Consider the following 21,821-nt stretch of genomic DNA (forward strand, 5'->3'; position numbering starts at 1 on the left):
GTTCCAGCCCGTCCGGCGATTGAGGACGAACTCGGCGGAGCCGGTGATTCACGGCGCCCAAGGCCAAAGGCCGGGCCCCCGCGCCAGAATCACCCCTTGGCCAGCTCTCCCGCCGACGGCACCTTGTCCTTGACCTCCGCCCCCGCTCCCTTCCCCGCGTCCTTCACCTTGTTGATGATGTCGTCGAAGGAGTTCACGACGGAGTCCGTCGAGTCGCCCTTCCGCAGCTTCTTCGGGAGGTCCTTCAGCGAGTCGATCCCCGCCGTCAGCGGCGCCACCGCCTTGGAGAGCGTCGGGTCGCCCTTCGCGTTCTTCGTTGCCGCCTTCAGGCGGTTGTAGGCGAGCGTCCCCGCGAGGCCCGCCTTGATGAGGGCGAACTTCCGCCCGTCGGCGCCCTTCTTGAATTTCCCGGCCTTGAAGGGCTTCACGATCCACTGGTACGTCGCCCCGGCGGCGATCCCCGCGTTCGCGACGAACCGGGTCTTCGCGAACTTCTGCTTCTGGGCGGAGCTGGAGGGCGACGGCGAGGACGGCGCCGCGTCGGCGTCGTCGTTGCCGCTGCACGCGGTCGTACCCGCGAGCAGGGCGCCGCACAGCACAGGGGCGACGAGTGACCGGCGTACGGCCGCAGCGGACAACGACACGGGGACCTCCAGGAGTGGACAGTTCTCCTGGCAGCCTCACCCCGGCCGGCGGGACCTGCCACCCGGGTGAGCCCGTACGGGTTTCAACCGGGCCTTTCCAGGTACACGGGTGTCATGTCCACCCGACAAGCACGTGGCAGCACCGCAGCGAGGGTCATCGTCATCGTCGCGGACGTGATGGCCATCATCCTCGGCCTGTGGATCCTCATGTATCTGTTGGACGCGAACCGCGCCAACGACCTCGTCCAATTCATCCACGACGTGGCACGCTGGCTCGCCGGCTGGTCACATGACCTGTTCACGTTCGACGAAGCGTGGGCACGGGTCGTCTGCGGCTACGGCCTCGCGGCCCTGGTGTACGTCTTCGTCGGCCACGCCGTCGCGGGACGGCTGCGCCGCTACTGACCGGTACCGCTGCTACCCCCGGCAGCGATACTCTGCGGCTCCGCTACTGCCCCCCGGTGGCGGAGCCGCAGCACTCCGGCGCGAGGCCCACCGGCAGGCGTTCTCCCGAGAACACCGCGCAGGTGGCCTCGTCGCCGCCGAGTGCCGCCACGGCGAGCAGCAGGGAGCCCGCCGTCCAGGTGGTGAGCTCCTCGGGCCAGATCGCCTTGTCGTCGAAGACGTAGCCCGTCCAGTAGAGGCCGGTCTCCGGGTCGCGCAGGTGCTGGATCGACTGGAGGATCTCCAGGGCGCGGTCGGATTCGCCCAGAACCCAGAGGGACAGGGCAAGTTCGGCGCTTTCGCCGCCCGTCACCCAGTTGTTGGGGATGACGCAGCGCACGCCGAGGTCCGGCACCACGAAGCGGTCCCAGCCCTCCTTCATGCGCGACTTTGCCTCCGCACCCGTCAACGCGCCGCCGAGGACCGGGTAGTACCAGTCCATCGAGTAGCGGTCCTTGTCCAGGAACCGTTCGGGATGGCTGCGGATGGCGTGGGCGAGGGCGCCCGTGGCCAATTCCCAGTCCGGCTGCGGCTCTTCGCGCTGCTCGGCGATCGCCAGGGCGCACCGCAGCGCCTGGTAGATCGACGAACTGCCCGTCAGGAGCGCGTCGCCGACCATCTCACCGTCCGGCTCGCGCTTCCAGCCGATCTGGCCGCCTGGCTGCTGGAGGGCGAGGACGAACTCCACCGCCCCCACCACCGTCGGCCACAGGCGGTCCAGGAACGTGTCGTCGCCCGTCGAGAGATAGTGGTGCCAGACGCCCACCGCGATGTACGCGCAGAAGTTCGTCTCGCGGCCCCGGTCCGTGACGTCGTGCGGGTCGCCGTCGGCGTACGCCGCGTACCAGGACCCGTCCGGGTTCTGGTGCCGCGCGAGCCAGTCGTAGGCGCGGCCCGCCGCCGCGTGCTCGCCCGCCGCGTCCAGGGCCATGGCGGCCTCGGTGTGGTCCCAGGGGTCGAGGTGATGGCCGCGGAACCACGGGATCGCACCGTCCTCGCGCTGGACCGCCAGAATCCCGCGGACCGTCCGGGTGGCCTGATCCGCCGTCAGGACGCCCGGCAGGACCAGGTGTTCCGTCCGCTCCGGGCTCGTCACGCGTCGGTCTTCGCGTCGGCCTTCGGCAGGTGCGGCTTCGTCGCGTACGCCACGAAACTCTTGCCCACGACCGGGTTGAGCAGCTGTTCCGCCACCTTCGTCGCCAGCGGCTTCTTCATGATGTCCCAGACCAGGAGCTTGTGGTACGCCCGCACCGGCAGCGCCTTGTCGTTGTCCACGCCGAACGCGCACTTGAGCCACCAGTACGGCGCGTGCAGGGCGTGCGCGTGGTGCGTGCCGTACGGCTTCAGGCCCGCCTCGCGCATCCTGCCGAGCAGTTCGTCCGCCTTGTAGATGCGGATGTGACCGCCCTCGACCTCGTGGTACGCGTCCGACAGGGCCCAGCAGATCTTCTCGGGGCCGTAGCGCGGGACGGTGACCGCGATGCGGCCGCCGGGCTTGAGGACGCGGACCATTTCCGCGAGCACGCCCTTGTCGTCGGGGATGTGCTCCATCACCTCGGAGATGATCACGACGTCGAATGAGGCGTCGGGGAAGGGGAGGTTGAGCGCGTCGCCCTCCATCGCCGTGGCGGTCGCGCCCGCCGGTGCCTCGCCCGCCTCCTTCATCGCGGCGAACCATTTGGCGACCTCGCGGATCTCCTCGGCGTTCTGGTCGAGGGCCACCACCTGAGCCCCCCGCCGGTAACACTCGAAGGCATGCCGGCCCGCGCCGCAGCCCAGGTCCAGGACGCGATCGCCCGCGGCGAGCGGGAAGCGGGTGAAGTCGACGGTCAGCATCAGCGATGGCTCCCGGAGTACGTCGGGGTGGTGGCCGGGCGGCGGCCGGATTGCGGGGCCGCGATGGGGGTCCCCCCGCGCGAGTTGGTTCGAGCGTGGGGGACGGCGATCGCCGCGCGGTACAGCTCTGCGGTGCCCCGGGCGGCCCGGGCCCAGGTGAATTTGGCGAGGACCCGCTCGCGTCCCGCCGCGCCGAGGCGTACCCGCAGATCGCGGTCGCCGAGCAGGCGGCCGAGGCCCGCGGCGAGCGCTCCGGGGTCGGCCGGCGGCACGGCGAGGCACGTCTCGCCGTCGGGGCCCGCGACCTCCGGGATCGCGCCGCCGGTCGTCGCGAGCAGCGGCGTTCCCGTCGCCATCGCCTCGGCCGCGGGGAGCGAGAAGCCCTCGTAGAGCGACGGCACACAGGCGACTTCGGCCGAGCGGACCAGGTCCACCAGCTCTTCGTCGGTGATGCCCTTGACGAACTCGACGGCGTCCGCGAGGCCGTACTTCTCGATGGCCTGCGCGACGGGGCCGTCCTCGGCGCGCTTGCCGACGACGACGAGATGCGCGGCGGGGTTCTCGGCACGGACCTTGGCGAGCGCCTCGACGAGGTACACGAGCCCCTTGAGGGGGACGTCCGCGCTGGACGTCGTGACGATGCGGCCCGGCACCTCGGCGACCGAAGGGTCCGGCGAGAAGAGGTCGGTGTCGGCGCCGATGTGCACGACGCTGATGCGGTCGTCGCGTACCCCGAGGTGGTCGATGATCTCCTGGCGTGACGTGCCGGAGACGGTAAGGACGGAGGGCAGCCTGCGGGCGACGCGCTTTTGCATGCGCGTGAACGCGTACCAGCGGCGGACCGACATGCGGCGGCGCCAGTCGGGCGCCGCGTCGAGGTCGAGGCGGCGGTCCACGGTGATGGGGTGGTGGATCGTCGAGACGAGCGGGGCGCCGATGTCGCCCAACAGTCCGTAACCGAGCGTCTGGTTGTCATGCACGACGTCGAACTCGCCGCGCCTGGCGCGCAGATGGCGGCGGGCACGCAGGCTGAACGTCGCGGGCTCGGGGAAGCCGCCGGTCCACATCGTCGCCACTTCGAGGGCGTCGACCCAGTCGCGGTACTCGCCGCGCTTGGGCGTGCGGAACGGGTCGGGCGAGCGGTAGAGGTCCAGGCTCGGCAGCTCGGTGAGCCGGAGGCCCTCTAGCCCCTCGTCGAGGACGGGGTAGGGCTGCGCGCCGATCACTTCGACGCTGTGCCCCAGGCGGGCCAGTTCGCGTGAGAGGTGACGTACGTAGACGCCTTGCCCCCCGCAGAACGGGTTCCCTTTGTACGTGAGGAGAGCGATGCGCAACGGTCGGTCACCATCGGAGCCCTGCGGGCCCGTCCGGGGGCCCGCCTCCATGGCCTCAGCGGTCACTCTCGGCCCCCTTCTGCTTGCGGTTGTCCGCGAGGTTACGCCGGGACGGTAATCTAGAACAAGTTTCAGACTTGATCGTTGAATGATCGCTGAACGAGGTCTGAATCTACCGGCAGGTAGCCGCGCCGTAAGGCCCGGATCAGGTGATTCGCGCCACGGCGGGTGCCCTGCCATGCTGGCCCACCACATATCCGGACCGGGACGACGGACTACGGGACCTATGACATCGGAAGCCAAGGCAGCGGAAGTCGCAGCAGCTGATCCGGCGTCGCCGCCCCTGACCGAACGGCAGGAGGCGCGCCGGCGCCGTATCCTGCACGCCAGCGCCCAGCTCGCGAGCCGCGGCGGGTTCGACGCTGTGCAGATGCGCGAGGTCGCCGAGTCGTCGAGCGTCGCGCTCGGCACGCTGTACCGCTACTTCCCCTCCAAGGTGCATCTCCTGGTCGCCACCATGCAGGACCAGTTGCAGCACATGCACACGACGATCCGCAAACGTCCGCCCGCCGGCGAGACGCCCGCCGAGCGGTGCGCCGAGACGCTGATGCGGGCCTTCCGTGCCCTCCAGCGCGAGCCGCATCTGGCAGATGCCATGGTCAGGGCGCTGACCTTCGCCGACCGCTCCGTGAGCCCCGAGGTCGACACGGTCTCGCGGCTGACCACGGCGATCATCCTGGACGCGATGGGCCTGGCGGACGCACCGACCCCCGAGCAGCTCTCGGCGGTCCGGGTCATCGAGCACACCTGGCACTCCGCGCTGATCACCTGGCTCTCGGGGCGGGCGTCGATCGCACAGGTCAAGATCGACATCGAGATGGTGTGCCGGCTGATCGACCTGACGTCTCCCGAGAGCGCGTAGCGGGGCGCCCGCAGCCACTCGAACGCAAGCTCTGAACAGTTGCACGGGGGGCGCACACCCGCCTGTCATTTGCGCCCCTGAGCCTCCTCTGGTCCCGCTTGGCCAATTCTCCGCGTCCGCTTCGGCGGTCGGCGCCGCTATGAATGGTCTACGTGCTGTACGAAGCCATCGGACCAAAAGCGGACAGCTGGAGGATCGGAACGTGATCCGGGTTCTTCTCGTGCACGACGCCTGTCTGCTGCGCTCGGCTCTGGCCGAACGCCTTGCCCGTGAACCGGACCTGGAGGTGTTCCATACGCCGTGGCGCGACGCCCGTGACCGTACCGGTGCGGTGCGGCCCGACGTCTGCGTGGTCGACCCCGAAGGCGACTCGACGTACGCGTCAGCCGAGTTCGGGGAGCAGTCCCATCCGGTGACCGGCGGTCTCGGCACCCCGCTGCTCGTCATGGCGTCCGGCAGCCGGCCGGGGCTGCTGCGGCGCTGCATGGAGGCCGGCGCCCTCGGCTACGTCGACAAGGCGAGTCCGCCGGACCGGCTGCTCGCGGGGATCAGGCAGGTGGCGGCCGGGGGTCGGTTCGTGGACGAGTCCCTCGGCTTCGGCTTCCTGAAGGCATCTCAGATGCCGCTGACACACCGCGAGTTACTGGTGCTCGCGCTCGCCGCCGGGGGTGCTCCCGTCGCCGAGATCGCGAACCGCCTGCATCTGACCAACGGGACGGTGCGCAACTACATGGCCGCGATCACCCGCAAGACCGGGGCCCGCAACAGGATCGACGCCATACGGATCTCGCGGGTGGAGGGCTGGGTGTGACGTCCCGTTCACCGGGCCCCAGCTGCCGCAGAGTTCGCGGTAGAGGGACGAGCCGTGCAGCAGCTCCGCATGGCTGCCGCACAGCGTGTGCGTCCCGTCCATCACCAGGATGCGGTCGGCGCGGCGGGCCGAGCTGATGCGGTGGGCGATCACCACGAGGGTGCCGCAGGGCCGCGCCGCGAACGCCCGCTCGGCGCGGGCCTCCGCCACCGGGTCGAGGTGGCAGGTGGCCTCGTCGAGCAGGGCGAGGGGCGCGTGCGAGACGTGGGCGCGGGTCAGCGCGACGAGCTGGCGCTCGCCCGCGGAGAGCGCGGCGGGGTCCACCGGGGCGTCGAGCCCGCCGAGCCGCTCGATCACCCCGCCGAGCCCGACGGCCCCGGCGGCGGCGAGCAGCTCGGCGTCCCCGACGGCGTCCGCCCGCAGATAGGCCAGGTTCTCCCGTACGGTCCCGCCGAAGACGTAGGCCTCCTGCGGTATCAGCACCCGCCGCCCCACGGCCTCCGGCCCCCTTACGCCCTGCCCGTCCACGCGCACGGCCCCGCTCCCGGGCTCGAGCATCCCGGCGACAAGACCGACCAGCGTCGACTTCCCGATCCCGCTGGGCCCGACCACCGCCAGGTGCCCGCCCCGCGGGACGGTGAGCGAAAGCTCCCGCACGACGGGCTCGGCGAGGGGCCCGTAGGCGAAGGTGACGGAGGAGAGCTGGAGGGCGGGGGCGGGGAGCCCTGGTGAGCCCGCGGGGGCCATGGGAGCGCACCTGTCTCCTCGCAGGTGCCACCCGTCATCCGAGGCCGTGCCTGCACCGGCACCCGCACCGCCGCCGTCCGCGGGTGCCGGGAGCCCGCCCGGAGCGGTCCGGGCCCCGGGAGCCGGTCGGCTGGTCGGCACGGACCGGGCGTGGTCCGCGCCCGCCGCGCCCGGGTCGGCACCCGCACCGCCGTCCACGACCCCGTCGGGGGCCGCCGCCGGCGGGGCCCATGTCAGGCGGCGCAGGACGATGGCCAGGCGGGAGCCGCTGGTGCCCAGGCCGTGGATCAGGTTGTTCAGGGCCGGGAGCAGGGCCTGGGTGACGTAGGCGATCGCACCGACCAGGGCGCCCGGTGTCACTCCGCGGTCCAGGAGCCAGGGTGCCGTGACCAGGAGCAGGACGAGCGGGAGCTGGCCGCCGGTCACGAGGGCCGCCGTGCGCAGGACGCCCCAGCGGGCCAGGGCGCCTGACGCCGCGTACTCGGCGGCGACGGCCCGGTCCAGGTCCCCGGCGACGTCCCGCTCGGCGCCGGCGGCCGTGATGTCCCGCAGCCCCGGTGCCACGGCGCCCAGTTGCGCGGCGATGGCCTCGTCGGCCACGAGGAACCTCTCCTGGCGCCGGGCCAGCGGACGCAGGCTCGCCGCGAACAGGGCGACACCGGCGAGCAGCGGCGGCGCGACCACCAGGAGCAGCAGCGGGGCCAGCGAGAACAGGCCGATCAGCGCGCCCGCCGCCGTGAAGACGAAGGAACGGGAGACGAGTACCAGGCCCGCGAACGTGTCCCTGGCGATCTCCACCTGCTGGGTGAGCCGGGAGACGGAGGCGCCGTCCGCGTCCCGCAGCCCCCGGCCGACGACCTGCCGTACCAGAGTGTCCCGCAGCGGTTCCACCAGATCGGCGACCGCGCGGAACACCCGCCCCGTGCCGTACGCGGCCACGACCACGCCGAGCCCGGCCGCGCCGAGCCACCCGAACCCCACCGCCGCGCGCCCCGCGAGGAACCCGTCGTCCAGGGCGCGCGCGAGGGCGTACCCGGTGAGGAAGGTCTGTCCCGTTTCGAGCACGGACCAGAGCGCGAGCCGCAGCAACACCGGCCACCTGCGCCACAGAAAGCGGACACCCCGGCGGTAGGTGCCGTGCGGGGGCGAGGACAGCTCCGGACGGCTCACGCGCCGAACACCTCCCTGTACTCCGCCTTCTCCCACAGCTCCGCGTGGGTCCCCACCGCCCTGATCCGGCCGTCGTCCAGCCAGGCGACCACGTCGGCGCGGGCCGCCGTCGCCGCGCGGTGGGCGATGACCAGGCGGCTGCGGCGCGGGGTGTGGTGGAGGAGGGCCTCGGCTATGTGGTGTTCGGTCACCGTGTCCAGGCTCGACATCGCGTCGTCAAGGATCAGGATCCGGCCGCCTCGCGCGAACGCCCGCGCCAGGCCGAGGCGTTGGGCCTCGCCGCCGGAGAGGGGCGCGTCGGCGCAGGGTGTGGCGTAGCCGTCGGGGAGGCGGGTGATGAACGTGTCGGCGCGGGCGGCGCGGGCCGCCTCGCGGACGCGGCCCCGCGGCGGGCGCGGGGCGCCGAAGCCGATCGTGTCCTCCAGGGTCGTGCCGAGCAGCGCGGGCCGTTCGAAGGCGTAGCCGATCTCGCGGCGCAGCTCCTCGGGGCGGAGTGAACGCAGAGGGACGCCGTCGAGGCGTACGTCCCCTTCGTCGGGGTCGGCGAGCCGCCCCGCGAGGGCCGCGAGCCGCGACTTGCCCGCGCCGGAGCGGCCGACCACGGCGAGGGTGCCCCCTGCGGGCACCGTCAGGTCGACGCCGTCGAGCACGGTACGTCCGCCACGGGCCGCCTTGATCCCCCGTAGTTCCAACAGGCCGTCACCGGGCGGCAGTTCATTGTCTCCGTACGAAGTCGCCGGCTCCGCGAGCACTTCCCCCAGGCGCCGTGCCGCGGCCCTCGCCCGTACCAGTCCGCCGAGCTGGCCGACGAGCATCCCGATGCCGGTGGCGAGCACCGCGTACCGGGAGGCGGACAGCAGTTCGCCGACGGTGATGCGGTGCTGGACGACGAGGTGGCCCGCGACCGCGATGACCGCGATCTGCAGCAGCGGCGCGACCGCGACGGCCTGCGCCTGGGAGCGCCCCTGGACCCGCCACATGCGGTGTCCCTGCCGGGAGAGTTCGGGCAGCGCCCCGAGGACGCGCGCCGCCTCTTTGTCCTCGGTGTGCGCGGCCGCGACGGTCCGGGCCCCGCCGATCGCTTCGCCGAGGCGGCCCGCGATATCCCCCTGGACCTGCTGGTAGCGGGCCACGCAGTCGGACGAGACCCGCACGAACGCCCGCAGGAGCAGCACGAGCACGGGCGCGCCCGCGACGAACACCACGGCGAGCCAGCCGTCGATCAGGGCGAGGGCCGCCACGGCGCCCACGGGCGCCACCAGGGCGGCGAGCAGCGCGGCGAGTGTGGCGGGAGCGACGCCCGCGTGGGCCGCGTTGTCGACGAGACGGGCCACCAGGTCACCGGGGGCGAAGCGCGCGGTGGCGCGTGGTCCGACGGCCAGTACATGGCGTCCGACCCGGCCGCGCAGCCAGGCGGTGGCACGGGCGTTGGTGGTTCCGGTGAGGACGCCGTCGAAGGCGTCCAGGAGTGCGCTCGCGGCGACGAGTGCCGTGCACAGGAGGATCCAGCGGCGGGCGTCGGCGCCGACGTGGCCCGCGGCGTGCCCGGCGAGGACGGCGTCCAGGGCGCGGCCGATCGCGAACGGCAGGAGGAGGCTGGTGCCCGCGCCCGCGACGCTGCACAGCGCCAGGGCCGCGCAGCGGGCGGCGCTGTGGCGGGTCACGGCCTTCAGCAGACCGGCGTCGTCTGCGGGCCAGGGCCGGGGTCGGGGCCGGTGAGGACGGGTGGTCGTGGTCGCCATGCGATCCGGGTCCTCGCAGTCCTCTCGTCCGGGGCGGACGGACATCCGTGGCGGACGCACGTCCATGGGCGCACTGGCGCCCTGCTGTGGACGCCCGTCCGAGACGGACGGGTGTCCACAGCAGGGCGACGGATCCGGGCGGTGCCTCGGGGAGAGGCACCGCCCGGTCCCTCACGGCGTGCCGTTCAGACGGCACGGGCCGGCATCAGAGGCAGAGGACGATGCTCGCGTCGCTCCAGCACAGCAGCAGGCTCGCGTTGCTGCCGCCGCCACCGTGGCCGCCACCGGTCATCTCGTCGGATTCCATGCTCTGCAGGTCGAGAAGCGCCATGATCTTCCCTCTCAGTTGGGGACGTTGTTGTCCTTATGGGCGGTGTCACGACCCCGCGGATTCGCGGGACCGGCTCTGGGGCCGCAGCAAGGGCGGCAGGAAGGGGACGTGTGCTCCGCCGTCCCCCAGGGCGGCGGCGAGCGCGAGAAGGCAGCCCGCCGTTCCGGTGTGCAGGTCCATGGAGAGCCGGAGCATCTGGTGCCCCGGGAAGGCGAGGTGGCCCGCGTACGGCATCGCGAACCAGCCGAGCCCCTCGATCTGCGCGGCGACCTCCCCGGGCGTGATGCCGGGCGTGGTGCTGCGGTTGACGTGGAGGAGCAGTCCGGCCCGCCCCTGGAACAGGCCCGGCTGCACGCAGAAGCGTGAGCGCGCGGTGGTCAGGATGCCCGGCCGCACCGCTTCGAACCCGGCGTCGTCCCGGTGCGCGAGGTAGTCGTCGAGGACCATGCCGATGCCGACGCTGCCGTCGCCGAGGTACGGCATCGTGCGCCACCCCTCGTCCACTCCGAGGCTGCCGTCGGGCCGTGCCACGCACCGGCCGAGATCCGCGCGCAGGGCGCGTGCCGCCAGGTCGAGGAGCGCGGAGTCGCCGTTCCTCTCGTAGAGCCGCAGGAACAGGAGGGCCGGGCCGGTGTCCCCGTGCAGCAGACCGGCTCGTGGCCGTCCCTTCGGCGGGGGTCCGGCGGCGAGCCGTTCGCCGATCAACTCGGCGGCGCGCAGAGCGTGTTGCGCGAGCCCCTCCTCACCGGTGCTGTGCGCGAGGGAGTCGAGGGCGAGCCCGAGTCCGGCGAGACCGCCGTTCAGATCGGAGGGCAGGCGCTGCCAGTTCTCCTGGAGGACGCTCTCCATCAGGTCGAGCGCGCGGGTGCGGTGACCGAGCCGTTCGAGTACGTGGGCGATGCCCGCGAGGCCGTCGTTCAGGCCGAGGGGGGTGCCGGGCGGCGCGGATTCGGTGTGCTTCAGGAGCCAGCGCTCGCCCTCCTCGTAGCGCTCGGCGCCGCTCTCGGCCAGGGCGTAGAGGACGCCGGCCGCGCCGTGCGCGAGGCCGAGCCCGCCGCCGTCGGCGAACGTCGCGATGTCGCCGGGGAAGAGCCGGTCGTCGCGCTCCGGGGTGGCGGAGGCGAGGATGGCCTTGACCATGGAGTCCCGGCTGCGGGGCCAGTCGGCGAGATCGACGAGGTCGGCGAGCGGCGCGGCGGCCCCCGTCGTCCCGACGGCCCCTGCCGTCCCGGCGGCGTGCGCACTGCCGGTCGCGCTGCCGGTCACGTCCTGCCCGCCGCGCTCGATCTCCGTCACCGCTTCGGCGAGGAACTCCCGCGGCACGTCGGGGAACTCGGTCGCGATCACCTTCGCGAGGTGCGCGGCCTTGCTCCGGTCGACGGCGAGCAGCGTGGTGACCGGCAGGAAGAGGGCGAGGCGCAGACAGGCGAGGGCGTAGCGGTCGACGTCGACGCCCCGGCGGTCGGCGGGCGCGATGAACCCGGGGTGGGCCACGACCTGCCTGCCGCCGTCGCCCACCCGCGTCGCGGCCTCGAAGTCGAGCAGGGAGACGGACTGTTCGTCGGGCGCGACCATGATGTTGAACATGTGGAGGTCGTTGAAGACGACCCCCCGCTCGTGCACGGCCGCGACGGCTTCCTCGACGGCGCGGTGGATCCGCAGCGCCCAGGCCGTGTACGCGGCGATCGCCTCCGGGTCCGGCTCGCTGACCAGCAGCGGATGCCGGTCCGCGAAGAAGGAGTTGAGGGTGCGGCCCTCCAGGAAGTCCATGACGAGGAAGCGGTGGCCGCCGAGTTCGAACCAGTCCCGCACTTCGGGCGCGACGCCGAGGCCCGCCAGCTTCCCCAGCGCGTCCCGCTCGCGCTCCAGGCGGGCCACGGCGTCGGCCCCGTCGGATGCCAGGCCCGCGTGCGGCCGGCCCTCCTTGAGGACGACCTTGCGGTCGTCCCTGGTGTCGGTGCCCACGTAGACCCCGCCGCCGTTTGAGAAGTGCAGTGCCTTCTCCATGCGGTACGGCAGGTCGGTGACCGTCGTGTTGTTGCGCGCCGCCAGCTGCGATTCGAGGAACGGCGGCAGCGTCACCCAGCCGGGGACCCGGAAGGCCGGGTCGCGCGAGTCGGGGACGAGGCGGCCCCGGTCGTCCTCGATCGCGGGAACGAGACCGCCGCGCTCGTCGACGCACATGCGGCGGGTGAAGGCGCCGTACCTGACGTACAGCGGGCCTTCCTGCCAGCGCAGGTCGGTGAGGATGTAGGGGCCTTCGTTCCCTGCGAGCACCTGGCCCAGCTCTTCGAGCAGGGACTGCAGTTGAAGCTCGTCGGCGGGGTAGATCGTGGCGAACTTCCCGCTGCCGTCGCGTCCCGCGTACTTGCTGTTTCGCAGGTGCAGCAGGGGACGTCCCGCGATGAACTTGAAGGGGACACAGCGTGGCACGCAGTGGTCCCACACCGCTGCGGCGATCCGGTCGGCGTTCTCCAGCGTCGCGGAGACGTGGATCTTCCAGCCCTGCTGGGGCGCGGGTCTCGCGTGCCCGTCCTCGTCGACGGGGACGAGGGTCAGCCAGTCGCCCTGTCGCGACGAGCGCCATCCCTGCGGGACGGGGCGTTCCGCCGTCCCGAACACGGGGGCGCCGCCGCCCGCGGACAAACGGTCCGGAGTCTCGTAGAAGTGCCTGTCGGCCAGACAGTAGACCTCGTACCGCTTGTCCACGCCATCCCCTCCCCAAGTGGTCTGGACTTGAGATTTCCAGACCGCAAAGGGGGCGGACAGTAACGGATGTCATCGATCAGGCATGCAGAACGCATGGGTCAATTCCTGTTCGCACCTGTTCGATCGAACACAATACGTACAGGATGTATACGAGTCGGCGGGGACGGCATCGCGGAAGTAAAGCCCGCTGCTTGTGCCGGCCCGCACGGTCCTCCCGCGCCGGCCGCTCAGTCCTCCGGCGGAAAGACGACCTCCCCGCTGCCGGACAGGGTGATCGTGATCGCCTCGACCGGGCATCCCTCGGCCGCTTCGAGCACCTTCTCGTTGGCGTCGGTCTCGGACTCCACGGGGTGCGACTGGCGGGCGGAGTCGAGCGAGAACCCGCCCGGCGCCGTGCTCACGCACATCCCGGAGCCGATGCAGACGGAGCGGTCCACCTCGACGTGCCAGCGGTCACCCATCAGGCACCCGCTCCTTCGTACCCGGCGGGGAGATGGATCATCTTGTGCTCGAAGTACTCGCCGTATCCCTCGGGCCCGAACTCGCGGCCCAGGCCGGAGTTCTTGTAGCCGCCGAACGGGCCGAGCATGTCGAGGCTGAAGGTGTTCACGGAGTACGTTCCGGTGCGCACCTGCCGGGCGATGTCGATGCCGCGTTCCGTGTCCGCCGTCCAGACGCTGCCGCTGAGGCCGTAGTCGGAGTCGTTGGCGATCTTCACTGCCTCGCTCTCGTCGCCGTACGGGAGCAGGCAGATGACCGGGCCGAAGATCTCCTCGCGGGCCACGCGCATCGAGTTGTCCACGCCGCCCAGGAGCGTCGGCTCGACGTACCAGCCCTCGTCGAGCCCTGCCGGACGGCCGCCGCCCGCAAGGATCTTGGCGCCTTCCTCCTGGCCGATGCGGATGTAGTCGAGGGAGCGCTGCTGCTGGCGCTGCGCGACGAGCGGGCCGAGTTCGGTCGCCGGGTCGAGCGGGTCGCCGACCTTGAGCGCGCCGGCCGCCGCGGCGAAGGCCTCGGCGAACTCGTCGTGCCGGGAGCGGGGCACGAGGATGCGGGTCTGGGCCACGCACGCCTGGCCGTTGATCATCCAGGCGAAGGGGACGATGCCGGCCACCGCGGAGGCCGCGTCCGCGTCCGGCAGGATCACGGCGGCGGACTTGCCGCCGAGCTCCAGGGTCACGCGGGTGAGATTGCGGGCGGCGACCTCCATGACGCGCTTGCCCGCGCCGACCGACCCGGTGAAGGACACCTTGTCGACGCCGGGGTGCCCGACGAGGTACTCGCTCACCTCGCGGTCGGCCGAGATGATCGAGAGCACGCCCGGCGGCAGCCCGGCCTCGGTGGCGATCTCGGCGAGTATGTAGGCGTCGAGCGGCGCCTCGGGCGAGGTCTTGAGGATCACCGGGCAGCCGGCGAGCAGCGCGGGCGCGAGCTTGGCCGCCGCGGTGAACTGCGGGACGTTCCAGGGCACGACGGCCGCCACGACGCCGACCGGCTCGCGCCGGACGAGGATCTTGCCGAGCGCTCCGTCGCGCTCCTCTTCGTAGGTGAAGCCCCGCGCGACGGTGAGCGCCGAGTCCCAGACCATCATCGCGGCGAGGGCCTGCACCATGATGCTGGAGGTGTACGGGGTGCCGTTCTCGGAGCTGATGACGCGGGCGATCTCCTCGTGCCGTACGGCGAACGCGTCCTTGATCTTGGTGATGACCTCCATCCGCTCGTCGAGCGTCATCCGGGGCCAGGGCCCGTCGTCGAAGGCCTTGCGCGCGGTGGCGACGGCCCGGTCGACGTCGGCGGGCGCGGCGTGCGGCACGCGCGCGAAGACCTGGCCGGTGTGCGGCGAGATCACCTCGATGACGTCCTTGCCGAGGGGGTCCACCAGCTCCCCGCCGATGAAAAGCTGCCCGTGTTCCACGATCTCGGTCATGGCTGACTGCCTCCTGCGGGATTCCGCCTGCGCGGCACGCTTTCTGACACTGTTTCAGAACTGATACCAGTTCTAGTTCCACTAGTCCACGGAGGGCAAGACTCAAGTAGCCTGACGAAAAGGTCGACTTGGGCGATCATTGGAACTAGTTCTAGTTGCGGTCGCGAGAAGAGCCGAGAGAAGAAGAGGGCGCCCGATGACGCAGGTGACCGAACCGCAGGTGACCGAGCACGGCGGGGGCGTGTGGAGCATCAAGGTCCCGATCCCCGACAACCCCCTGGGCTTCACCCTCGTCCACCTCCTGGACACCGACGCGGGTCCCGTCCTCATCGACACGGGCTGGGACGACCCGACGTCCTGGGACGCGCTCGCCGAAGGTCTCGCGGCCTGCGGCACGTCCGCCGACGCGGTGCACGGCGTCGTCATCACCCACCACCACCCCGACCACCACGGCCTGTCGGCCAAGGTCCGCGAGGCATCGGGCGCGTGGATCGCGATGCACGAGGCGGACGCGTCGGTCGTACGCCGCACGCGGACCGGTCCGCCCGCGCGCTGGTTCGACTACATGGTCGAGAAGCTGACCGCCGCGGGAGCCCCCGCCGACCATCTGACACCGCTGATCGCCGCCCGCGACGCGGGCCGCGCGCCCCGGCTTCCGGGCCTGGCCGCCGCGCTCCCCGACCGCGACATCACACCGGGCGAGCTGCTCGGACTGCCGGGGCGCAGGCTCCGCGCGATCTGGACCCCCGGCCACACACCGGGCCACGTCTGCCTGCACCTGGAGGAGGAGCACCCGGCGCGGCTGCCCGGGCACGGGCGGCTGTTCTCCGGCGACCATCTGCTCCCCGGCATCACTCCGCACATCGGCCTGTACGAGGACCCCGACGACGACACCGTCACCGACCCCCTGGGCGACTACATCGACTCCCTGGAGCGCATCGGCCGCCTGGGCGCCGCCGAGGTGCTCCCCGCCCACCAGTACGCGTTCACCGACGCCCCGGCCCGCGTCCGGGAGATCCTGGCCCACCACGAGGAGCGCCTGACGGACCTGCTCGCCCTCCTCGCCGAGCCCCTCACCCCCTGGCAGCTCGCCGAGCGGATGGAGTGGAACCGCCCCTGGGAGCAGATCCGCTACGGCTCGCGCAACATCGCGGTCTCCGAGGCCGAGGCGCACGTGCGGCGCCTGGTGAAGCTGGGGCGCGCGGAGGCGGTGGGCAACGATCCGGTGCGGTACCGGGCGGTGTGACCTCCGGGGCGGGGCGGTGTGACCTCCGGCCGGGGGCGGGCAGCCCGGCCCGCTCCCCTACGGGCCGGTAGAGTGGGCCCGTCGTCCTCATGCCCGTACGGGGGGAAGCCGGTGCGAATCCGGCGCTGACCCGCAGCCGTATGCCGCACCCGCGCGGTGAGCCGGAATGCCTGGTACGGAACATGACCGGCTCGCGTCATCGGAACCGCCGATGACCGGCACCGTCGAGGTATACGGAGCCGGAGCCGCCCGGTGCCCGTGCCCAGCTACGCGCCCGTGCTGCCCCCGCTCCCCGCAGGGAGAGGCACCCGCCGCATCATGAACGTTCGCCGCAGCGCAGCGGTCCTGGCCGCCGTCGCCGTGTTCGGTTCGGCCGCCGCCCCGGCCGCCTTCGCGGACACCGCGTCCCCGTCGCCCTCCGCCAAGCTGCCCTCGGGTCTCTACGGCGACGCCGACCCCAAGTTCGACGGGGTGTTCCGGCAGTCGTACGCCCTGCTCGCCCAGGACTCGGCCGGTGTGAAGCCCGCCGCCAAGGCCGTCGACTGGCTCACGGGGCAGAGTTGCGCCAGCGGCGGCTTCGCCGCGTACCGGGCCGACGCGGGCGAGCCGTGCGACGCCAAGACGATGGTCGACAGCAACTCGACCGCCGCCGCCGTACAGGCACTCACCGCGCTCGGCGGTCAGGACAAGACCGTCAAGAAGAGCGTCGACTGGCTGAAGTCGGTCCAGAACCAGGACGGCGGCTGGGGCTACAGCCCCGGCATGGACTCCGACGCCAACTCCACCGGCATCGTGATCGGCGCCCTCACCGGTGCGGGCGAGAAGCCGCAGTCGGTGAAGTCGCAGGACGGCAAGTCCGCGTTCGACGCGCTGCCCGCCCTCTCCATGAGCTGCGACAAGGACGGCGGCGCCTTCGGCCTCGCGGACGTCAAGACCGGCAAGCTCGCGCCGAACGCGGACGCCACGGCGGCCGGTGTTCTCGGCGGGCACGGCAAGGGCCTGGTCGTGGACGAGGCGAAGAAGGAGGCCGCCGCTCCGAAGTGCGAGAAGGCCGACACCGCCGAGCAGGCCGCGGCGAACGGCACCGGCTACCTCCTCAAGACCCTCGCCAAGGGCGACGACCACCTCATGTCCTCGCTGCCCGGCGCCAAGAACATGCCCGACCTCGGCAACACCGCGGACTCCGTGCTCGCGCTCGCCGCGGCCGGCCAGCCGGAGCAGGCGAAGAAGTCGGCCGAGTGGCTGTCGAAGAACTCCGCGCAGTGGGCCGAGAAGTCCGGCCCCGCCGCCTATGCCCAGCTGATCTTCGCCGCCCACGCTGCGGGCATGGACCCGCGCGACTTCGGCGGCGCGGACCTGGTCAAGCAGCTCAACGCGCAGGGTCCCGCCCCGCAGGCCGCCGAGAAGGCCGGCGACGAGAAGAAGGACGGCGACGACGGCAGCGGCGTGAGCATCTGGTGGATCATCGGCGTCGGCATGGTCGCCGGTATCGGTATCGGCTTCCTGTACAGCGGCAACAAGAAGAAGCAGCAGCTGTGACGCGGGGCCGCGTGCGGTGCGGGCGCCTGCTGGCCGGGGCGCTCGTCGCCGCCCTGTTCGGCGTCCTCGCCGCCGCCCCCGCCCATGCCGCCGGATACCGCTACTGGTCCTTCTGGGACCGGGACGGCTCCTCGTGGGCGTACGCGAGCCAGGGGCCGAGCACCGCGCGCCCCGACGACGGGGCCGTGCAGGGCTTCCGGTTCTCCGTGTCCGAGGACTCGAAGGACGCCGCGAAGCCGCGCGGCGCCGCGGACTTCGACGCGATCTGCGCCAAGACCCCCGCCGAGGACGGCCGCAAGCGGATCGCCCTGGTCATCGACTTCGGCACGCCGGGTGACGCCCCCGAAGGCGAGACCCCGCCGAAGCCGCGTACCGCCTGCGCGCGGATCGCGGACGACGCGACGAGCGCGGACGCCCTCGCCGCGGTCGCGGAGCCGCTGCGCTACGACAGCAACGCCCTGCTGTGCGCGATCGCCGACTATCCGAAGTCGGGCTGCGGCGAGCAGGTCGCGGGCAGCGGAGAGACCGGAAAGACCGAGAAGAAGCCGACCGCGAGCGAGGCCGACGGCAAGGAGAGCGGCTCCGGCGGTCCCTCAGTCGGCCTGATCGCGGGCGTCGCCGCCATCGCCGTACTCGGTGCCGCAGCCCTCTGGCAGGCACGCCGCCGACGCGGCTGACCCGCACCATGAACGATCACCCGAGCACCGCTCCCGGTGCGCTGCGGCGGCGGCTGGCCCCCGAAGCGCACCGGAGCAACGCGCTGCATCCGGGCGCCTGGTGGGTGTCGGCGCTCGGCCTCGGCGTCGCGGCGTCCCGCACCACCAACCCCCTGCTGCTCGGCCTGCTCATCGGAGTCGCGGGCTATGTCGTCGCGGCCCGCAGGACGTCCGCCCCGTGGGCCCGGTCGTACGGCGCCTTCGTGAAGCTGGGTCTGGTCGTGATCGGCATCCGGCTGGTCTTCGCCGTCGTGCTCGGCTCCCCCATCCCCGGTTCGCACGTCATCGTGACGCTCCCCGAAGTGCCGCTGCCCGACTGGGCAAAGGGCGTGCGGATCGGCGGCCGGGTGACGGCCGAGGGGCTGCTCTTCGCGCTCTACGACGGGGTGCGCCTCGCCGGTCTCCTCATCTGTGTCGGCGCCGCCAACGCCCTCGCCAGTCCGGCCCGGCTGCTCAAGTCGCTGCCGGGCGCGCTGTACGAGGTGGGGGTCGCCATCGTCGTCGCGATGACGTTCGCGCCGAACCTGATCATGGACGTGCAGCGTCTGCGGGCCGCGCGGCGCCTTCGGGGGCGGGCGGACAAGGGCATCCGGGGGCTGCTCCAGGTCGGCCTTCCCGTCCTGGAGGGCGCCCTTGAGCGGTCGGTCGCGCTGGCCGCCGCGATGGACGCGCGCGGCTTCGGTCGCAGCGCGCCGGTGCCCGCCGGGGTGCGCAGGACCACGGCGGTACTGACGCTCGGCGGCCTGATGGGCGTCTGCGCGGGGACGTACGGACTGCTCACCGCGGGCGGCACGGGCTACGGCCTGCCGGTGCTTGCCGCCGGGCTGCTCGCCGCCCTCGCGGGACTGCGCCTGGGCGGGCGGCGCTCCGTGCGCACCCGCTACCGGCCCGACCCCTGGGGAGTGCGGGCCTGGCTCGTCGCCGGGTCGGGGGTCGCGGTCGCGGGCCTGATGATCTGGGCCGCCTCGTACGACGCGTCCGCCCTGCACCCCGGAGTCGTCCCCCTGACGGCGCCGACGCTGCCGCTGTGGCCCGCGGCCGCCGTACTCATCGGGCTGCTGCCCGCCTTCGTGGCGCCGGTGCCCGCCGATTTTGCCGCCCCCGCTCATTCCCGCACGCGTACCGAGGAGCCCTCATGATCCGCTTCGAGGATGTCTCCGTGACGTACGAAGGGGCCCCGGAGCCCACCGTGCGCGGGGTCGATCTCGCCGTGCCCGAGGGCGAACTGGTGCTCCTCGTCGGTCCTTCCGGGGTCGGCAAGTCGACGCTGCTCGGCACGGTGAGCGGGCTCGTGCCGCACTTCACCGGCGGCACCCTGCGGGGCCGGGTGACGGTGGCCGGGCGCGACACCCGTACCCACAAGCCGCGCGAACTCGCCGACGTGGTCGGCACGGTGGGCCAGGATCCGCTCTCGCACTTCGTGACGGACACGGTCGAGGACGAACTCGCGTACGGCATGGAGTCGCTGGGCCTCTCCCCCGACGTGATGCGCCGCCGGGTCGAGGAGACCCTTGACCTGCTCGGCCTCGCCGATCTGCGCGACCGGCCCATCACCGCGCTCTCCGGCGGCCAGCAGCAGCGCGTCGCCATCGGCTCGGTGCTCACGCCGCACCCCGAGGTGCTCGTGCTCGACGAACCGACGTCGGCCCTCGACCCGGCCGCCGCCGAGGAGGTCCTCGCCGTACTCCAGCGCCTCGTGCACGACCTGGGCACGACGGTCCTGATGGCCGAGCACCGCCTGGAGCGGGTCGTGCAGTACGCGGACCAGGTCCTGCTGCTCGCGGCGCCGGGCGAGGCTCCCGTGCTCGGTGATCCCGCCGCGCTGATGGCGGTCTCGCCCGTCTATCCGCCGGTGGTGGGCCTCGGCCGCCTCGCGGGCTGGTCGCCGCTGCCGCTGACGGTGCGGGACGCGCGGCGCAGGGCGGGGGCGCTGCGGGAGCGGCTGACCGGTGCGGCTCCCGCCGGAGCCGAGCCGAGCAAGGCACCCCCGGCCACGCGCCGGTCCGTTCTGCGCGGGCGTACGAAGGCGGCAGCCCCGGAAGCAGCCGCCGCGAGCGTGTCGGGCCTTGCCGTGCGCCGGGGCCGCGTGGAGGCCCTGCGCCGCGTCGACCTCACCGTCCGCGCGGGCGAGACCGTGGCCCTGATGGGCCGCAACGGCGCCGGGAAGTCCACGCTTCTGTCCACACTGGTGGGCCTGCTCGAACCGGCGTCGGGCTCGGTCCGCGTCGGCGGCGCGGTCCCGCACCGAACGGGCCCGCGCGAGCTGATCCGCCACGTGGGCCTGGTCCCCCAGGAACCGCGTGACCTCCTCTACGCGGACACGGTGGCCGCCGAGTGCGCGGCGGCCGACCACGACGCGGCGGCGGACCCCGGCACGTGCCGCGCCCTGGTGTCGGAGCTGCTCCCCGGCATCACGGACGACACGCACCCCCGTGACCTCTCGGAGGGCCAGCGCCTCACCCTGGCCCTGGCGATCGTCCTGACGGCCCGCCCTCCCCTTCTTCTCCTGGACGAGCCGACCCGCGGCCTCGACTACGCGGCCAAGGCCCGTCTGGTCACGCTCCTGCGCGGCCTTGCCGCCGAGGGCCACGCGATCGTCCTGGCCACGCACGACGTGGAACTGGCGGCGGAACTGGCCCACCGGGTGGCGATCCTCGCCGACGGCGAGATCGTCGCGGACGGCCCGACCCCGGAGATCGTGGTCTCGTCCCCGTCCTTCGCCCCGCAGACCACCAAGATCCTCGCCCCGCAGAAGTGGCTGACGGTCACCGAGGTACGGCAGGCGCTGGATGCCGGGGGCGGTGCCGCGTGAGCCCCGCCGTTCCCCGCCCCGCCGTTCCCCGCCCCACCGCCACCCGCCAGGCCCGGCCCATCCGCCTGGGCCCGCGCTCCGTCGGCGCCCTCGCGCTGGTCAGCGCGGTCGGCGTGGTGGCCTTCGGGTGGCCGCTCATCGCGGGCGGCGACTCGGGACTGAGCGCACACGCCGGGGACGCGCCCTGGCTGTTCGCGGCCCTGCTGCCGCTCCTGCTCGCCGTCGCCGTGGCAACCATCGCCGACGTCGGGCTCGACGCCAAGGCCATCGCGATGCTCGGGGTGCTCGCCGCCGCCGGGGCCGCGCTGCGGCCGCTGGGCGCGGGGACGGCCGGGATCGAGCCGATGTTCTTCCTCATGGTGCTCAGCGGCCGGGTGCTCGGGCCCGGCTTCGGGTTCGTGCTCGGCGCCGTGTCGATGTTCGCCTCGGCGCTGCTCACCGGGGGCGTCGGGCCGTGGATGCCGTTCCAGATGCTGTCCATGGGGTGGGTCTGCATGGGCGCGGGGCTGCTGCCGGGCGCCGACTCTTCCCCAAGCTCTCGGCTCCGCTCGAGCAGGGGAGGCCCCATTCGCGGCCGGCGCGAGCTGTGGCTGCTCGCCGCCTATGGAGCGGTCTCGTCCGTCCTGTACGGCACCGTCATGAATCTCCAGGGCTGGCCCTACCTCGGCGGCCTCGCGACCGGCGTCTCCTTCGTGCCCGGCGATCCGGTCGGCGACAACCTCGGCCGCTTCATCGCGTACTGCCTGGCCACCTCGCTGGGCTGGGACCTCCCCCGCGCCGTGGTCACCGTCCTGCTGAGCCTCGCCCTCGGGCCCGCCGTACTGAAGGCGCTGCGCCGGGCCACGCGCCGGGCCGCCTTCGAGGCGCAGGTCACATTCGAGGGGCCCAAGG

General features: G+C 72.7%; 17 protein-coding genes, 2 pseudogenes and 1 riboswitch. Of the genes and pseudogenes, 9 read left to right on the plus strand and 10 right to left on the minus strand.

All coding sequences use genetic code 11. The annotated features are described in order from the left end of the window. Nucleotides 1–89: 89 nt before the first annotated feature. Nucleotides 90–644 (minus strand): hypothetical protein, encoded by a 555-nt coding sequence (locus ACQKIP_RS15845; RefSeq protein ID WP_365852376.1) that lies wholly within the window; start codon nucleotides 642–644, stop codon nucleotides 90–92. A 114-nt stretch (nucleotides 645–758) separates the two neighbouring features. Between ACQKIP_RS15845 and ACQKIP_RS15850 the strand changes: the two genes are divergently transcribed. Then, the gene (locus ACQKIP_RS15850; RefSeq protein WP_365852374.1) at nucleotides 759–1,049 is read left to right on the plus strand and encodes a hypothetical protein; all 291 of its coding nucleotides are present in this window, start codon (nucleotides 759–761) and stop codon (nucleotides 1,047–1,049) included. A gap of 43 nt (nucleotides 1,050–1,092) precedes the next feature. On the opposite strand, the gene ACQKIP_RS15855 is transcribed toward ACQKIP_RS15850, so the two are convergent. From ACQKIP_RS15855 to ACQKIP_RS15865, 3 genes are read right to left on the minus strand one after another with little or no spacing between them, the layout of a single operon-like run. Continuing rightward, nucleotides 1,093–2,184 carry a prenyltransferase gene (locus ACQKIP_RS15855; RefSeq protein ID WP_365852372.1) on the minus strand — a complete coding sequence of 364 codons (1,092 nt, stop codon included), beginning with the start codon at nucleotides 2,182–2,184 and terminating at the stop codon, nucleotides 1,093–1,095. Further along, complete coding sequence (locus tag ACQKIP_RS15860) at nucleotides 2,181–2,924, minus strand: class I SAM-dependent methyltransferase (RefSeq protein ID WP_365817441.1); 744 nt, start codon at nucleotides 2,922–2,924, stop codon at nucleotides 2,181–2,183. Before ACQKIP_RS15860 ends, ACQKIP_RS15855 begins: the two co-directional genes overlap by 4 nt. Further along, nucleotides 2,924–4,324 (minus strand): glycosyltransferase family 4 protein, encoded by a 1,401-nt coding sequence (locus ACQKIP_RS15865; protein WP_365852370.1) that lies wholly within the window; start codon nucleotides 4,322–4,324, stop codon nucleotides 2,924–2,926. Before ACQKIP_RS15865 ends, ACQKIP_RS15860 begins: the two co-directional genes overlap by 1 nt. Nucleotides 4,325–4,544: 220 nt before the next feature. Here ACQKIP_RS15865 and ACQKIP_RS15870 point away from each other — a divergent pair, with 220 nt between their 5' ends. Both ACQKIP_RS15870 and ACQKIP_RS15875 read left to right on the plus strand, forming a co-directional pair. Then, nucleotides 4,545–5,180 (plus strand): TetR family transcriptional regulator, encoded by a 636-nt coding sequence (locus tag ACQKIP_RS15870; RefSeq protein WP_365852368.1) that lies wholly within the window; start codon nucleotides 4,545–4,547, stop codon nucleotides 5,178–5,180. 484 nt (nucleotides 5,181–5,664) lie between these two features. Continuing rightward, nucleotides 5,665–5,907: pseudogene (locus ACQKIP_RS15875) on the plus strand (LuxR C-terminal-related transcriptional regulator); the annotation flags it as partial. On the opposite strand, the gene ACQKIP_RS15880 reads toward ACQKIP_RS15875, so the two are convergent. From ACQKIP_RS15880 to ACQKIP_RS15905, 6 genes are all read right to left on the minus strand, one after another. After that, entirely contained in the window at nucleotides 5,821–7,908 is a 2,088-nt protein-coding gene (locus ACQKIP_RS15880) for an ABC transporter ATP-binding protein (protein WP_365852366.1), read from the minus strand. The pseudogene ACQKIP_RS15875 and the gene ACQKIP_RS15880 overlap by 87 nt on opposite strands. Then, entirely contained in the window at nucleotides 7,905–9,650 is a 1,746-nt protein-coding gene (locus ACQKIP_RS15885; protein WP_427743219.1) for an ABC transporter ATP-binding protein, read from the minus strand. Before ACQKIP_RS15885 ends, ACQKIP_RS15880 begins: the two co-directional genes overlap by 4 nt. A 205-nt stretch (nucleotides 9,651–9,855) precedes the next feature. After that, the gene (locus tag ACQKIP_RS15890) at nucleotides 9,856–9,981 is read right to left on the minus strand and encodes a SapB/AmfS family lanthipeptide (protein ID WP_365852362.1); all 126 of its coding nucleotides are present in this window, start codon (nucleotides 9,979–9,981) and stop codon (nucleotides 9,856–9,858) included. Between the two features lie 45 nt (nucleotides 9,982–10,026). Continuing rightward, a complete protein-coding gene (gene lanKC, locus ACQKIP_RS15895; RefSeq protein WP_365852360.1) occupies nucleotides 10,027–12,690 on the minus strand; it encodes a class III lanthionine synthetase LanKC in 2,664 nt (887 codons plus the stop codon). Between the two features lie 227 nt (nucleotides 12,691–12,917). Continuing rightward, the gene (locus ACQKIP_RS15900; RefSeq protein WP_365852358.1) at nucleotides 12,918–13,151 is read right to left on the minus strand and encodes a ferredoxin; all 234 of its coding nucleotides are present in this window, start codon (nucleotides 13,149–13,151) and stop codon (nucleotides 12,918–12,920) included. Then, nucleotides 13,151–14,617, minus strand: coding sequence for an aldehyde dehydrogenase (locus ACQKIP_RS15905; protein ID WP_365852356.1), 1,467 nt, complete (start codon nucleotides 14,615–14,617; stop codon nucleotides 13,151–13,153). The genes ACQKIP_RS15900 and ACQKIP_RS15905 overlap by 1 nt, the downstream gene beginning before the upstream one ends. A gap of 196 nt (nucleotides 14,618–14,813) precedes the next feature. On the opposite strand from ACQKIP_RS15905, the gene ACQKIP_RS15910 reads away from it, so the two are divergent. From ACQKIP_RS15910 to ACQKIP_RS15935, 6 genes and pseudogenes are all read left to right on the plus strand, one after another. Continuing rightward, nucleotides 14,814–15,863, plus strand: coding sequence for an MBL fold metallo-hydrolase (locus ACQKIP_RS15910; RefSeq protein ID WP_365852354.1), 1,050 nt, complete (start codon nucleotides 14,814–14,816; stop codon nucleotides 15,861–15,863). 102 nt (nucleotides 15,864–15,965) lie between these two features. After that, a riboswitch (cobalamin riboswitch) is annotated at nucleotides 15,966–16,034 on the plus strand. A 147-nt stretch (nucleotides 16,035–16,181) separates the two neighbouring features. Beyond that, nucleotides 16,182–17,402, plus strand: a complete 1,221-nt coding sequence (locus ACQKIP_RS15915; RefSeq protein ID WP_365852351.1) for a prenyltransferase/squalene oxidase repeat-containing protein — start codon at nucleotides 16,182–16,184, stop codon at nucleotides 17,400–17,402. Next, nucleotides 17,399–18,079, plus strand: coding sequence for an SCO2322 family protein (locus ACQKIP_RS15920; RefSeq protein ID WP_365852349.1), 681 nt, complete (start codon nucleotides 17,399–17,401; stop codon nucleotides 18,077–18,079). The genes ACQKIP_RS15915 and ACQKIP_RS15920 overlap by 4 nt, the downstream gene beginning before the upstream one ends. Before the next feature lie 8 nt (nucleotides 18,080–18,087). After that, a complete protein-coding gene (locus tag ACQKIP_RS15925) occupies nucleotides 18,088–19,257 on the plus strand; it encodes an energy-coupling factor transporter transmembrane component T (RefSeq protein ID WP_365852347.1) in 1,170 nt (389 codons plus the stop codon). Then, nucleotides 19,254–20,930, plus strand: coding sequence for an ABC transporter ATP-binding protein (locus tag ACQKIP_RS15930; RefSeq protein WP_365852345.1), 1,677 nt, complete (start codon nucleotides 19,254–19,256; stop codon nucleotides 20,928–20,930). The genes ACQKIP_RS15925 and ACQKIP_RS15930 overlap by 4 nt, the downstream gene beginning before the upstream one ends. Continuing rightward, a pseudogene (locus ACQKIP_RS15935) lies at nucleotides 20,927–21,821 on the plus strand (ECF transporter S component); the annotation flags it as partial. The gene ACQKIP_RS15930 and the pseudogene ACQKIP_RS15935, both read left to right, overlap by 4 nt.

The organism is Streptomyces sp. NPDC059900 (assembly GCF_050270335.1).
Lineage (GTDB): Bacteria > Actinomycetota > Actinomycetes > Streptomycetales > Streptomycetaceae > Streptomyces.